The sequence below is a fragment of the Kitasatospora sp. NPDC056783 genome (assembly GCF_042789895.1).
GTDB lineage: Bacteria > Actinomycetota > Actinomycetes > Streptomycetales > Streptomycetaceae > Kitasatospora.
Genome location: NZ_JBHUAF010000047.1, coordinates 20,157 through 33,301 on the forward strand (window position 1 = coordinate 20,157; position 13,145 = coordinate 33,301).

Annotated in this window: 10 protein-coding genes and 1 tRNA gene; 10 read left to right on the forward strand and 1 reads right to left on the reverse strand. The window is 74.3% G+C overall.

Features of this window, described 5'->3' with window-relative positions:
* The first annotated feature begins 286 nt into the window (after positions 1 to 286).
* From ACFRMQ_RS10395 to ACFRMQ_RS10425, 7 genes are all read left to right on the forward strand, one after another.
* The gene (locus ACFRMQ_RS10395; RefSeq protein ID WP_380729068.1) at positions 287 to 1,957 is read left to right on the forward strand and encodes a S1C family serine protease; all 1,671 of its coding nucleotides are present in this window, start codon (positions 287 to 289) and stop codon (positions 1,955 to 1,957) included.
* Between the two features lie 64 nt (positions 1,958 to 2,021).
* Positions 2,022 to 2,109, forward strand: a tRNA-Ser gene (locus ACFRMQ_RS10400).
* A 128-nt stretch (positions 2,110 to 2,237) separates the two neighbouring features.
* Positions 2,238 to 3,065, forward strand: coding sequence for a MerR family transcriptional regulator (locus ACFRMQ_RS10405; protein WP_380729049.1), 828 nt, complete (start codon positions 2,238 to 2,240; stop codon positions 3,063 to 3,065).
* Between the two features lie 45 nt (positions 3,066 to 3,110).
* Positions 3,111 to 4,388: an MFS transporter gene (locus tag ACFRMQ_RS10410; protein WP_380729051.1), complete on the forward strand. Its 1,278-nt coding sequence runs from the start codon at positions 3,111 to 3,113 to the stop codon at positions 4,386 to 4,388.
* A 160-nt stretch (positions 4,389 to 4,548) separates the two neighbouring features.
* Entirely contained in the window at positions 4,549 to 5,913 is a 1,365-nt protein-coding gene (locus ACFRMQ_RS10415; protein ID WP_380729053.1) for an FAD-binding oxidoreductase, read from the forward strand.
* A gap of 388 nt (positions 5,914 to 6,301) precedes the next feature.
* Positions 6,302 to 6,625 (forward strand): hypothetical protein, encoded by a 324-nt coding sequence (locus tag ACFRMQ_RS10420; RefSeq protein ID WP_380729055.1) that lies wholly within the window; start codon positions 6,302 to 6,304, stop codon positions 6,623 to 6,625.
* 479 nt (positions 6,626 to 7,104) lie between these two features.
* Positions 7,105 to 7,875 (forward strand): pyridoxal 5'-phosphate synthase, encoded by a 771-nt coding sequence (locus ACFRMQ_RS10425; RefSeq protein WP_380729057.1) that lies wholly within the window; start codon positions 7,105 to 7,107, stop codon positions 7,873 to 7,875.
* 58 nt (positions 7,876 to 7,933) lie between these two features.
* On the opposite strand, the gene ACFRMQ_RS10430 is transcribed toward ACFRMQ_RS10425, so the two are convergent.
* Complete coding sequence (locus tag ACFRMQ_RS10430) at positions 7,934 to 9,001, reverse strand: DMT family transporter (RefSeq protein WP_380729059.1); 1,068 nt, start codon at positions 8,999 to 9,001, stop codon at positions 7,934 to 7,936.
* A gap of 152 nt (positions 9,002 to 9,153) precedes the next feature.
* Between ACFRMQ_RS10430 and ACFRMQ_RS10435 the strand changes: the two genes are divergently transcribed.
* From ACFRMQ_RS10435 to ACFRMQ_RS10445, 3 genes are all read left to right on the forward strand, one after another.
* Positions 9,154 to 10,020, forward strand: a complete 867-nt coding sequence (locus tag ACFRMQ_RS10435) for a glycoside hydrolase domain-containing protein (protein WP_380729061.1) — start codon at positions 9,154 to 9,156, stop codon at positions 10,018 to 10,020.
* A gap of 46 nt (positions 10,021 to 10,066) precedes the next feature.
* Positions 10,067 to 11,284, forward strand: a complete 1,218-nt coding sequence (locus ACFRMQ_RS10440; protein WP_380729064.1) for a hypothetical protein — start codon at positions 10,067 to 10,069, stop codon at positions 11,282 to 11,284.
* A gap of 161 nt (positions 11,285 to 11,445) precedes the next feature.
* Positions 11,446 to 13,107: a long-chain fatty acid--CoA ligase gene (locus ACFRMQ_RS10445; protein WP_380729066.1), complete on the forward strand. Its 1,662-nt coding sequence runs from the start codon at positions 11,446 to 11,448 to the stop codon at positions 13,105 to 13,107.
* Positions 13,108 to 13,145: the final 38 nt, after the last annotated feature.

Genomic DNA, 13,145 nt, shown 5'->3' on the forward strand with positions numbered 1-13,145 from the left:
TGCGCGGTCCGCATCGCGGGACACCCGGCGGGGGAGGGGAGCCTCGGCCGGCGGTACCGAGGTCGGGGCCGGCTAAGGATTCTTATGAGTTCTTCAGAGGGGTCCTTACGGCAATCGAATCGACAGTGCGAAAAACTATGGTCCTTGGTTCTGCCAGCTATGGAGGTCGTCCGTGAGCACCGAGCGCGAGGTTGGGCCCACCGGGCCGCAGGGGGAGCAGCCCGCCGGCCCGGGAGCGGCTGAGGCCGTTTCCGACGGCCCCGCTCAGGGCGGGCACCAGCCGACCATGGCGTTCCGCCGGGTGTCCGAGCCGGAGGCCGGCGACGGCGTTCCGGCGGCGGGTGTCCCGGCCGACGGTTTTCCGGCGGAGGGTGTTCCGGCCGACGGTGTTCCGGCGGAGGGCGGGCACAATCCCACCGTCGCCTTCACCAAGGTGCCCGCACCGCAGCCGCCCGCCGCGCCCGTCGTGGCCCCCGCGCCCGCCGTCCAGGAGCCGGCCGTCGACCCGGCCACCGGCTACATCGACGCGCCGCCGCCGGTCCTGCCGCCCGCCCCGCCCGCCGCCCCGGCCCTGCCGCCGTCCGGCAACCCGTACGCCACCCCGACCCACGGCGTCCCGTCCGCCGCCGCGCACGAGGGGTACGGCGCGCACGAGGGGTACGGCGCCGCTCCGGCCGCGCCCGGCGCCCCCGCCGCGCACGGCCACCACCCGTTCGGGGCCGGTCAGCCGCTCGGCGGCTGGGGCCCCGCCCACGACTCCGCCGGTGGCACGGGTTACCCCGGCGGCCCGGTCGGTTACCCGGCGGAGTACGCCGGCGGCCCCGGTGGCCCGGGCAAGAAGCGCGGCGGCCTGGTCGCCCTGCTCGCGGCCGTCGCGCTGGTCGCCGGTCTGGCCGGTGGCGCGCTCGGCGTGACCGTCGCCAACCGCGCCGACAGCAGCACCTCCGCGAACGACCACCGCAGCACCACCGTCCAGGCCAGCGACACCCAGAAGAGCGAGCCCACCCCCGGCTCGATCGCCGCCATCGCGCAGAAGGCGCTGCCCAGCGTCGTCACCATCAAGGCGCAGGGCAACGGCGAGTCCGGCACCGGCACCGGCTTCGTCTTCGACACCGAGGGCCACATCCTCACCAACAACCACGTGGTCGCGCCGACCCTCAACGGCGGCAAACTGACCGTCAAGTTCGCCGACGGCAGCTCCTACAACGCCTCGGTGCTGGGCCACGCCGAGGGCTACGACGTCGCCGTCGTCAAGATCGACAACCCGCCCAAGAGCAAGCTGGCCCCGCTGCCGCTGGCCGACTCCGACAAGGTCAACGTCGGCGACGCCACCGTCGCGATCGGTGCGCCGTACGGCCTGGAGTCCACCGTCACCAGCGGCATCATCAGCGCCAAGGACCGCCCGGTGGCCTCCGGCGACGAGACCGGCGCGCAGGCCTCGTACATGAACGCCCTCCAGACCGACGCCTCGATCAACCCCGGCAACTCCGGCGGCCCGCTGCTCGACTCCGGCGGTGCGGTGGTCGGCATCAACTCGGCGATCCAGTCCAACGCCTCCGCCAACGGCCGGGCCGGCAGCATCGGCCTGGGCTTCGCCATCCCGATCAACCAGGCCAAGTGGGTCGCGGACACCCTGATCAAGACCGGCAAGCCCGTCTACGCCAAGCTCGACGTGCTCCGCAACGACGACTACAAGGGCGACGGCGCGCAGATCCAGACCAAGGACATCCAGGGCCAGCCGGCCGTCACCCCCGGCGGCGCGGCCGACAAGGCGGGCCTCAAGCCGGGCGACGTCATCACCAAGCTCGGCGGCGTCCCGATCGAGAACGGCCCCGCCCTGGTCAGCCGGATCTGGACGCACAAGCCCGGCGAGACCGTCGACGTCGAGTACACCCGCAACGGCCAGACCCTCAACACCAAGGTCACCCTGGCCGAGCGCGTCGGCGACCAGCCGTGACCCCCCGGGCCCACCGAAACGTGTGCGCCGAACCCCGCCGGACCCGTTAGGCTGACCTCCGCCTGGAGAGCTGCCCGAGCGGCCTAAGGGAACAGTCTTGAAAACTGTCGTGCGGTGACCCCGTACCGTGGGTTCGAATCCCACGCTCTCCGCCGGTAGGAGAACCACCTGCTCAGGGCGGGTGCCGACATCGTTCGGCACCCGCCCTCGGTGTTTCCTGCCGGGCGCGGGAGGCCGGGGTTGACCCTGACACGGTGGCAGGGGGTGGAGTGGTCGCACCATGTTGAACATCGGAGACTTCGCCAAGCACGGCCGGGTGTCGGTACGGATGCTGCGCCACTACGACGCGATCGGGCTGCTGCGGCCCGCCCGGGTGGACCCGGTCAGTGGGTACCGCCTCTACGAGGCCGCCCAACTCGCCCGGCTCAACCGGGTGATCGCGCTCAAGGAGCTCGGCTTCACCCTGCAACAGGTGCGGGCCGTCCTGGACGAGCGGCCGGACACGGCCGAATTGCGCGGGATGCTGCGGCTGCGGCGGGCCCAGCTCGCCGAGGCCATCGCGGCCGACGAGCTGCGGCTGGCCCGGGTGGAGGCGAGGCTCCGGACGATCGAGAGCGAGGGGACCATGTCCGCACACGATGTCGTCGTGAAGTCGGTGCCGTCCGTCCGGGTGGCCCAACTGACGGCGGTGGCCGCGAGTTACGAGCCGGAGGACATCGGGCCGGTGATCGGGCCGCTGTTCGCCGAGCTGTGCCGGCGGCTGGACGAGGCCGGGATCGAGGCGGCCGGGCCGTCCGTCGCCGGCTACCAGGACGCGCCGGAGGGCGACGGCTCGGTGCTGGTCCTGGCCGCCGTCCCGGTCGGCCCGTCGGTGCGGCCGGGCGGGCACGGCTTCGAGGTGCTCGACCTGGCGCCGATCGAGGAGGCGGCGACCATCGTGCACCGCGGCTCGATGGACGGGGTGCTGGGCACCAGCCAGGAACTGGCCCGCTTCATCGAGGAGAACGGCTACCGTTCGGCCGGCTACGCCCGGGAGCTGTACCTGGAGTGCCCGGAGGACCCGGCCGGGTGGGTCACCGAGCTCCAGGAGCCGGTCGCCCGGCGGTAGCGGCTCTTGCCCTCGACCGGGTCGAGGGCCCTAGCGTCGCCCGGCGTGATCACCACCACCGGCGCACCGGCCGGCCCCGCACCGGCCGGCCCCGCACCGGTCGGCCCCGCACCGACCCGCCCCGCACTGCCCCGGCCGTACCTGCTCTGGCTGGCCGGTACCCAGGCCGGGCTGCTCGGCGACGCGGCGCTGTACTTCGCCCTCGGCTGGGCCGCCTCCGCGCACGGCGGCGGCGCGGCCGGGCTGGTCCTGACGGCGATCACGGTGCCGCGCACCGTGCTGGTCTTGCTGGGCGGCGCGGTCGCGGACCGGTTCGGCGCCCGCCGGGTGATGCTCGCCGGGGACGCGGTGATGCTGGCCGCGACAGCCGCTCTGGCGCTGGCGGTGGCCGACCGGGGGACGCCGCTGGGGCTGCTGGTCGCGGCGGCGGCCGTGATCGGGACGGCCGACGCCTTCTACCTCCCGGCGAGTGGTTCGATGCCACGCCGGCTGGTGCCCGCCGACCGGCTGCCCCGGGCGCTCGCCCTGCGGCAGGCCGGCGGGCAGGTCGCCGTCCTGCTCGGGGCGCCGCTGGGCGGCCTGCTGGTCGCGGCCGGCGGGCTGTCCGGGGCGGCGGTGGCGGACGCGGTGAGCTTCGGGGTCGTGTTGCTGGTCCTGCTGCGGGTCCGGCCGGAGGCGGCCGGGCCGCCCGGCCCGCGGACCGGCCCGCCGGCAGGCCTGTTCACCGGCCTGCTGAGCGAGGCGGCGTCCGGTGTCCGGCTCGCCCTGGCGGACCCGCTGCTGCGCGCCGCGCTGCTGCTCACCGGTGCGGCGGCCGGGGCACTGCTGCCGGTGGTGTCCCTGCTCGGCCCGCTGCTCGCCCGGGCACACGGCTGGACGGCGGGCACGGCGGGGCTGGTGAGCGGCGGACAGGCGGCCGGGGTGCTGGCGGTGGCCGGCCTGGTGGCCTGGCGGGGCGCCCTGCCCCGAGCCGGCATGGGGGCGGCGGCCGGGCTCTGCACGGCGTCGGTGGGGACCGCGCTGCTGGCACTGGCCACGGGGCCGGTCGTGGCGGTGGCCGGCGGCACGGTGACGGGCCTCGGCTCCGGACTCTTCGCCTGCCACCTCGGCCCGCTGGTGCTGAACGGCGCGCCACCGACCCATCTGTCCCGGGTCCAGGCACTGCTGACGCTCGTGCAGAGCGTGGCCCTGGTGCTCTCCAACGCCCTGCTGGGCCTGCTCGCGGACGCGGCGGGCGCCGCCCTGCCCACCCTCCTCTGCGCCCTCGCCACCGCCGCCGCCGGCCTGACCGCCCTGGCCGGGCGGGTCCTCCGCCGCGCCTGACCGGGCCGGTGCCCGGTCGTTCCCCGCCCCGCCCGTCCTGCCCGTTCTTCCCCGCCGCGATCCGCCGCCCGTTCTTCCCCGCCACGGCCCACTTGCCCGGGTACCGGGTGGCGGGCAGAGTGCGGAGGTGGAGGCGGCCGGGCGGCGACTGGAGGCGGCGATGAGTGATCTGACGGACCGACTGGCAGAGGGGCTCCCGGACGGGGCGGTCGTGGTGGACCCTGACGTGACCGCCGCGTACCGCCATGACATGGCGGGTTTCTGCGCGGCCGGGCTGCCCGCCGTGGTGGTGTTCCCGGAGACGGTCGAGCAGGTGCAGCACGTGATGCGCACCGCGACCGAGCTGCGTGTCCCGGTGGTGCCGCAGGGGGCTCGGACCGGCCTGTCGGGTGCGGCGAACGCGGTGGACGGCTGCGTCGTGCTGTCGCTGGTGAAGCTGAACCGGATCCTGGAGATCGACCGGGTGAACCGGATCGCGGTCGTCGAGCCCGGCGTGGTGAACGCCGAACTCTCGCGCGCGGTCGAGGAGTTGGGCCTCTCGTACCCGCCGGACCCGTCCAGCTGGGAGTCCTGCACGATCGGCGGCAACATCGGTACCGGCGCGGGCGGGCTCTGCTGTGTGAAGTACGGCGTCACCAGTGAGTACGTGCTCGGTCTGGACGTGGTGCTGGCGGACGGGCGGCTGCTGTCCACCGGCCGCCGTACGGCGAAGGGCGTGGCCGGGTATGACCTGACCAGGCTGTTCGTCGGTTCGGAGGGGACGCTCGGCGTGGTGGTCCGGGCGGTCCTGGCGCTGCGGCCGGCGCCCGCTCCGCAGCTGGCGCTGGCGGCGGAGTTCCCGAGCGCGGACGCGGCCGGGGCGGCGGTCTGCGAGGTGATGGCGAGCGGTCTGACTCCGTCGCTGATGGAGCTGATGGACGCGGTCGCGGTGCGGGCCGTCAACGAGTCGGGGCGGATGGGTCTGCCGGAGTCCACCCAGGCGCTGCTGCTGGTGGCCTTCGACGGGCCGGACCGGGAGGCCGGGCTGGCTCGGGTCGCCGAGCTGTGCCGGGCGGCCGGGGCGACCGAGGTGGTGCCGGCCGAGGACCAGGCGGAGTCCGAGCTGCTGCTGGCCGCCCGGCGGATGGCGCTGCCCGCGCTGGACCGGTTGGGCACCACGATGATCGACGACGTGGCGGTGCCGCGCTCCCGGCTGGCGGAGATGCTGAACGGCGTGGCGGTGATCGCCGAGCGGCACGGGCTGACCATCGGGGTGGTCAGTCACGCCGGGGACGGCAACACCCACCCGATCGTCATCTTCGACGCTTCGGACGAGGAGCAGACGGCCCGTGCCCAGCGTTCCTTCGACGAGATCATGGCGCTCGGCCTGGAGCTGGGCGGCACGATCACCGGTGAGCACGGGGTGGGTCTGCTGAAGCGGGACTGGCTGGCCCGCGAGCTGGGCCCGGTGGCGCTGGACCTGCAACGGCAGGTGAAGGCGGTCTTCGATCCGCTGGGAATCCTGAATCCCGGAAAGATGATCTGATGATCTGCGAATGACTGGAAAGTCGACAAGGAGGGGTGGCCGAACTTTTCCGGGGCGTGTTCACGGTTCGTGCGCGCCGGGGTGGTGCGCCCGGCGGTTCGTGTGACGCGGTCGCGCCGCTCCCCGAGGGGTGGCCATCGGCGGCCGCTCGGCAAACATGCCAGGTCATCTGGGGTGTGCTGGCTCGCTTTCCGCATTCTCCGGCGTTCATGCGCGGCCTGATCGGATATCACGCTAACGGGCGAAATTGGCCGTGTGAGCTAGCGCTTTGTCGATTTGTTGCGGAAGGCTGTCCTCCGGCGTCGCAGCCCGCAGGTGTTCGTCCGGTCGACGAACCTTGCAGACCTTGATCGACCTCTGCACGATGAACGGTTCTCCTGGAGGCTCCATGGTTCGTATCCGCGCCCGCCGGGCGCTCGGACTCCCACTCCTCGGTCCACTCGCGGCCGGTCTGCTGCTGGTCGGTGCCGGTGCCGGCACTGCCGCCGCCGACGACGGCACGGTCTCCGACAGCGGCACGGTCTCCGACAACGGGGCCGGCAACGTGTTCGGCGGGATCGACGGCAACCACGTCTCCACCCAGCAGACGGCCACCGGCACCGGTGCCTCGAACAAGGACAACACCCTCGCGGCGAAGGACAACGCGGGCAACGTCCTGGCCGGCCAGGGCGACAAGAACATCAACGTCATCTTCGCTCCGGCCTCCCACTGACCGAGTGCCCACCACGGAAGGCGGGGGCGCCTGACGTGGGTGGCCTCGGGGGAGCCGGGCGCATCGCACCGGAGCAACGCGTCGGTCCGACGCATCACACCATCCGACGCATCACACCAGAGGGAACAGCGCATTTCGACCGGCAGGCGGAAAGGGTCACCGCGAAACCGGTCTCGTGGGCGGTGCCGCCATCGGCACCGCCCACGCGTGTGTCCGGGGCCGGGCACACGCGCCGGACGGACGCACGGCGCCTCCCCATCGGGCCTCCCCATCGGGCCTCCCCATCCGGCCTCCCCGCCGTGTTTCCCGCCGTGTTTCCCCTCGCCGACCAGCCCGGATCCGCCCACCGAGGGCCCGCGCCCGGAGTCGTGGAAGCACGACGGTACGGTTGCGCTCCGACAGCGCACCCACGTGCCCGGGCCCGGAAGGACCGGCCCGGCCGGGGCGGCGACCGCGGCAACCGGAAGGAAGGGCGCGCGATGGCGGCGGAGGAGGAGGGCCTGACCGGCCCGGACGGAACCAGGCCCGCACCGGAGCCGGAGCGGCCGGACGAGCCGGTCCGCGAGCACCGGCCCGGGCCCGGATCCGTCCCCGAACTGCTGCTCGGGCGCCCGCCGATGGCCCGCCCGCTGCCGTCCTTCGACCACGAGGCCGCCCCCGCCGAGCCCGGCCCGCTGTTCGTGGACTGGCTCGCCACCGCGCTGTACGCCGGTGTGCTGGACCCGCAGGCGTTCACCCTCTCCACCGTCGACACCGACGGCATGCCGGACGCCCGGGTGCTGGTGCTGCGGGACATCGACGCGGCCGGCACCGGCTGGAACTTCTCCGCGGACGCCCACAGCCCCAAGGGCCGTCAGCTCGCCGGCCACCCGGCGGCCGCGCTGACCGTCTACTGGCCGCAGCTGGGCCGCCAGGTGCGGGTGCGCGGCACCGTCGAGCGGGCCGCCGACCTGGTCGCCGCCGCCGAGTTCGCCACCCGCTCGCCCGCCGCCCGGGTCGGTGCGCTGGTCGGGCGGCAGAGCGAGCCGCTGGGTTCGTTCGCCGAGTACGACGAGGCGGTGGCGGTCGCCCGCCGTCGGCTGGAGGCGCACCCGGACGCGGTCGCGCCCGGGCACGCGGTCTACACCCTGTGGGCCCACGAGGTGGAGTTCTGGCAGGGCGACTCCGAGCGCCGGCACATCCGGCTGCGCTACACCCGTACCGGCCCGGTCAGTTCCCCGGAGTGGTCGCGCACCCTGCTCTGGCCGTGAGGCCCCTCCCGGCCCGAGGGCCGAGGAGCCGAGGACCTGGGTCCTGTCCGGACCGGAGCTAGCGCCGCCCGGTCAGCGTGGCACCCACGCTGGCCGCCACCACGCAGCCGATCCCGGCCAGCTGCGGCAGGCCCAGCAGCTGGCCCAGCACCACCAGCCCGACCAGCGCGCTGACCGCCGGCTCCAGGCTGACCAGCACGCTGAACACCCGCTGCGGCATCCGCCGCAGCGCGGTCATCTCCAGCGCGTACGGGATCACCGGCAGCAGCAGCGACACCCCGGCCACCGCGGCGAGCAGCCCCAGCGGCGAGGCGCCGGGCGCGGTCAGCCCGTGCCAGGCATCGCCGAGCCCGAACGGCGCCAGCGTCAGCGCGCCGACCGTCATCGACACCGCCAGGCCCTGGAACCCCTGGAAGGCCGCGCCGACCTTGTCGGTGAACAGGATGTACAGCGAGTAGCAGGCGGCCGCCCCGAAGGCGTACAGCAGGCCGACCGGGTCGAGCGATCCGCCGCCGTCCCCCTCGCCGAGCAGGGTCAGCAGCACCACGCCCGCGGCCGCGAGCAGTGCCCAGAGCAGGTGGCTGGCGCGCCGGGCGAAGACCAGGGCGACGGCGAGCGGGCCGAGGAACTCGATGGTCGCGGCGGTGCCCATCGGCAGCCGGTCGATCGCCCCGGCGAACAGGAAGGTCATCCCCGCCGAGGCCATGCCGAGCAGCGCGGCCGCGGCGAGGTCGCGCGGGCGCTTGTCGCGCAGCTTCGGCCGGGTGAGCGCGAGCAGGATGACGGCGGCGAAGCCGAGCCGCAGGAAGGTCGTGCCGCTGACCCCGAGCGGGCCGAACAGCGGCTTGGACAGGGCGATGCCGGTCTGCACCAGGAACATCGCGGCCAGACAGAGAAGCGGCGCCGGGATGCTCTCCGGGCGCCGCAGGATCTTGCCGATCCGGCCGGTGGACCGGCCGGGGTGGATCTCGGGTGGCGCCGCGGTGCCGGGCGACCCGCCTCGTCGCCAGCTGCCCCGCTCGCCGGCAGGCTCGCCCTTGGGGGCGGGCGGCATGGCCAGGGCCTCGGCGACGGCGGGAGCCGACGATGAGGCGGCGGGGGTTTCGCTGGTATGGGACGTGGGCATATTCGTGAGTTTGCCGTAAGGAGTGACCAACCAGCAAGCTCGTTACAAAAATCGGGACGGAACCGGACGGGTGCGTCCGAAAGGGTGGACTCCCGCAGGCGCTCCGGCGTGGCGGCCGAGATCATCCGACGGTCTGTCAGTAACAAGGCGGGGTGCGCTATCTCCGTCCCGCGGCCCTCCTCGCCGCCGCCCTCGTACTCCTGCTGGCCACCGACGGGACGGGCGCGAGCGCCGAGTCCGCCGCCCGGGCCGCCGCTCCCCGCATCCGGGCCGTCACGCTCCCCGACCGGGGCGGGCCGGTCCGGCCCCTCGACACCTGGAGCGGCCCCGCCTTCGACGCCTGCACCGCACCGCCGATCGACACCCTGAGGGCCTGGCACGGCGCCTCCCCGTACGGAGCGGTCGGCATCTACACCAGCGGCTCCCAGCGCGGCTGCGGCCAGCCCCGGCTCACCGCCGACTGGGTGCGCCAGGTGCGGGCGCTGGGCTGGCGGTTCCTGCCGGTGCACGTCGGGCTCCAGGCGCCGTGCGCGGACCTGAGCCGCAAACCGAAGCGGATCGACCCGGCGAAGGCCGCGGAGCAGGGCCGACAGGAGGCGGACGAGGCGGTCCAGGCGCTCCGCTCGCTCGGGCTCGCCGGCGGCAGCCCGGTCTACCTGGACATCGAGGCCTACCCGCTGCACGACCCGGCCTGCGGCCAGGCCGTGGTCGACTTCACCCTCGGCTGGACGGCCGGCCTGCACGCCGCCGGCTACCGCTCCGGCTTCTACTCCAGCCTCGACTCGGGCGTCTCGGATCTCGCGGCGGCCGCCCGGGCCGGCAGCTCCCCGATGCCCGACGCGCTCTGGTACGCCCGCTGGGACGACCAGGTCGACACGGCCGGCTCCGGCGGCCTGGCCCCCGACCTCTGGAGCTTCCACCAGCGCGTCCACCAGTACCACGGCAACGTCGAGGAGACCTTCAACGGCGCCACCCTCGCCGTCGACCGCAACCTCGTGGACGGCCCGACCGCCGGCTGAGACCCCGCGGGTAGGGTGACCCCCGATCCGGTACGGGGGGAGCGGCATGGCGAACGGTCAGGGGTACGGCGGCGTGAACGGGTACGGCGCGGCGCCGCCGCAGAACCCGTACGGGCAGGCCTCGTACGGGGCGAACCCCTACGCGCAGCCGGTGGCGCCGGCGCAGCCGTACCCGGCCCAGCAGCCGTACCCGCCCCAGCAGGCCCAACAGGCCCACCTGGCGCCCCAGCCGCCGTACGCCGCGGCACGGTTCGGCGCCGCCCCGCAGCCCGGGGGCGGCTTCCCCGGCCCGGCGCCGCGCCGCAACCGCCTGGTCGTGCTGCTCCAGTTCCTGCTCCAGTGGATCTACGCCCCGCTCTGGATCCTCGGCCTGGTGGGCTTCTTCGTCCTGCTGATCCTGGCCGACAACGTCGGCGGCGGACCGAGCCCGAACTCCGACGGCTGGCTGAAGGTGAACCGCGGCTTCATCCCGCCGCGCCGCCTGCGCGCCGAGCTCACCGGCCGCCCGGAGCACTGGGAGCGCTACGTCACCCCGATCCTGGCCCGCCGGATCGCCGCCGCCGAGGCCGCGCACGCGGCCGGTGACGGCGAACTGCGGGCCGACCACGGCCGGGTGGTGAAGGCCGGGCTCGCGCTGCGGCTCTACCGCGGCCTCGGCGCGGCCGGCGTGGTCCGGCTCGCCGAGCGGCACGGCTGGCACGGCGTGGCGTCCGGGACCGACGCCGGGCACGTCCGGCTCGCCCGCCACTTCCCCGCCCCGGCCGCCCCGCACGCGCCGTCCCCGCAGGGCCCGCCCGCCGCGCCCGGCACCCCGTGGGGCCCGCAGCCGGTGCGCTTCGCGCCGCTGCTGCCGTTCGTCTTCCTGCTCCAGATCGTCTACGCCCCGGTGTACGGCCTGCTCACCTGCTGGGTGAGCCGTACCGAGCCCGACTACTGGGACCGCTGGGCCGCCCGCTGGACGGTCGGCCCGCGCGCCTTCCGGGCCGAGTTCACCAACAGCCCCGCCGCCTGGGACCGCCACATCCGCCGGATCCTCAAGCGCGACGCCACCCGCGAACTCGACCGGTCCGCCGAGTCCTACCGCGCCCTCACCGCCCCCGACGGCACCTTCCTGCGCCGCATCCACCTCGCACGCGCCACCTACCGCGGCGCCGGCGCCCAGCAGGCCCTGCGCATCGCCGCCGAACAGGGCTGGATCCTCGACCCCGCCTACACCCCGGACCCCGCCAACTCCCTCCGCCTCGCCCGCCCCGACCGCGCCTGACCGCAATCCTGCGGAACCGGGACGAATCCGTGATCCGCGCAACGGGGCCGAGGTGCTGACACGGCGGGGTGCGGGCGGCACAATCGGGCACGTCCGCGCGCATTACCGCCCGGTAGGTGTCCGCGGGCGCAGCCGCAGTGCCGCCAGGTCAAGGAGGACCCGTGTTCAGCACGATGCAGGACGTCCCGCTCACCGTCGCCCGAATCCTGGAGCACGGCGCCACCATCCACGGCCGCTCGACGGTGACCACCTGGGACGGCACGGGGCCGGTCGTCCGCAGCTACGCGGAGGTGGGTGCGCGGGCCGCGCAGCTCGCCTGGGCGCTGCGCGATGAGCTCGGGGTGGCCGGGGACGACCGGGTCGCCACTCTGATGTGGAACAACGCCGAGCACCTGGAGGCGTACCTCGCCGTCCCTTCGATGGGGGCCGTGCTGCACACGCTGAACCTGCGCCTGCCCGCCCATCAGCTGTCGTTCATCGTCGACCACGCCGCCGACCGGGTGGTCATCGTCAACGGCACCGTCCTCCCGCTGCTCGCCGCCGTGCTGCCGGGCCTCGCGCCGACCCTCAAGCACATCGTGGTGAGCGGCCCCGGCGACCGCTCGGTGCTGGACGGCTTCGCGGGCGGCGTGCACGACTACGAGGAGCTGATCGCCGGGCGGCCCACCGAGTACCCGTGGCGGGACGACATCGACGAGCGGCAGGCGGCCGTGCTCTGCTACACCTCGGGCACCACCGGCGACCCGAAGGGCGTGCTCTACAGCCACCGCTCGATCTACCTGCACTGCCTCCAGGGCAACACCGGCGACAACTTCGCCTTCACCACGCGCGACACCGCGCTGCCGGTGGTCCCGATGTTCCACGTGAACGCCTGGGGCATCCCGCACGCGGCCTTCATGTCCGGCGCCAACCTGCTCATGCCGGATCGTTTCCTCCAGCCCAAGCCGATGGCCGAGATGATCGCCGCCGTGCGGCCGACCGTCAGCGCCGCCGTCCCCACCATCTGGAGCGGCCTGCTGGACGAGCTCGACGCGGGCGACTACGACACCTCCAGCCTGCGCATGGTGGTCATCGGCGGCAGCGCCTGTCCGCCCTCCCTGATGAAGGGCTTCGAGGAGCGCCACGGCATCCGGGTGCTGCACGCCTGGGGCATGACCGAGACCTCCCCGCTCGGCTGCTTCTCCCAGCCGCCGGGCGGCCTCACGCCCGAGCAGGAATGGTCGTACCGGATCACCCAGGGCATCTTCCCGGCCTCGGTCGAGGCCCGGCTGATCGGGCCGGGCGGCGAGCGGATGCCGCACGACGGCGCCTCGGCGGGCGAGCTGGAGGTCCGCGGCCCGTGGATCGCCGGGGCGTACTACGGCGGCGCCGGCCAGGACCCGGTCCGCCCGGACGACAAGTTCTCCGAGGACGGCTGGCTGCGCACCGGAGACGTCGGCACCATCACCGCCGACGGCTACCTCACCCTCACCGACCGGGCCAAGGACGTGATCAAGTCCGGCGGTGAGTGGATCTCGTCCGTCGAACTGGAGAACGCGCTGATGGCCCACCCCGACGTGGCCGAGGCCGCCGTGGTCGCCGTCCCGGACGAGAAGTGGGGCGAGCGCCCGCTGGCCACCGTGGTGCTGCGCCCGGGCGCGACCGTCGGCCTCAAGGAGCTGCGGGCCTTCCTGGGCGAGCGGATCGCCTCCTGGCAGCTGCCGGAGCGCTGGTCGATCGTGGAGTCGGTGCCGAAGACCTCGGTCGGCAAGTTCGACAAGAAGGTGATCCGGGCCGGCTACGCGGCCGAGGAACTGGACGTCACGGTGCTCGGCAAGGAGTGACCGCGAGAAGGGCCGGCCGCCCCCGTACGGAACGGGGG

Bases quoted from the DNA above. Each gene is read 5' to 3' on its own strand.
- ACFRMQ_RS10395 (WP_380729068.1), top strand. From the start codon at position 287: ATGGCGTTCCGCCGGGTGTCCGAGCCGGAGGCCGGCGACGGCGTTCCG.
- ACFRMQ_RS10405 (WP_380729049.1), top strand. From the start codon at position 2,238: ATGTTGAACATCGGAGACTTCGCCAAGCACGGCCGGGTGTCGGTACGG.
- ACFRMQ_RS10415 (WP_380729053.1), top strand. From the start codon at position 4,549: ATGAGTGATCTGACGGACCGACTGGCAGAGGGGCTCCCGGACGGGGCG.
- ACFRMQ_RS10420 (WP_380729055.1), top strand. From the start codon at position 6,302: ATGGTTCGTATCCGCGCCCGCCGGGCGCTCGGACTCCCACTCCTCGGT.
- ACFRMQ_RS10425 (WP_380729057.1), top strand. From the start codon at position 7,105: ATGGCGGCGGAGGAGGAGGGCCTGACCGGCCCGGACGGAACCAGGCCC.
- ACFRMQ_RS10430 (WP_380729059.1), bottom strand. From the start codon at position 9,001: ATGCCCACGTCCCATACCAGCGAAACCCCCGCCGCCTCATCGTCGGCT.
- ACFRMQ_RS10440 (WP_380729064.1), top strand. From the start codon at position 10,067: ATGGCGAACGGTCAGGGGTACGGCGGCGTGAACGGGTACGGCGCGGCG.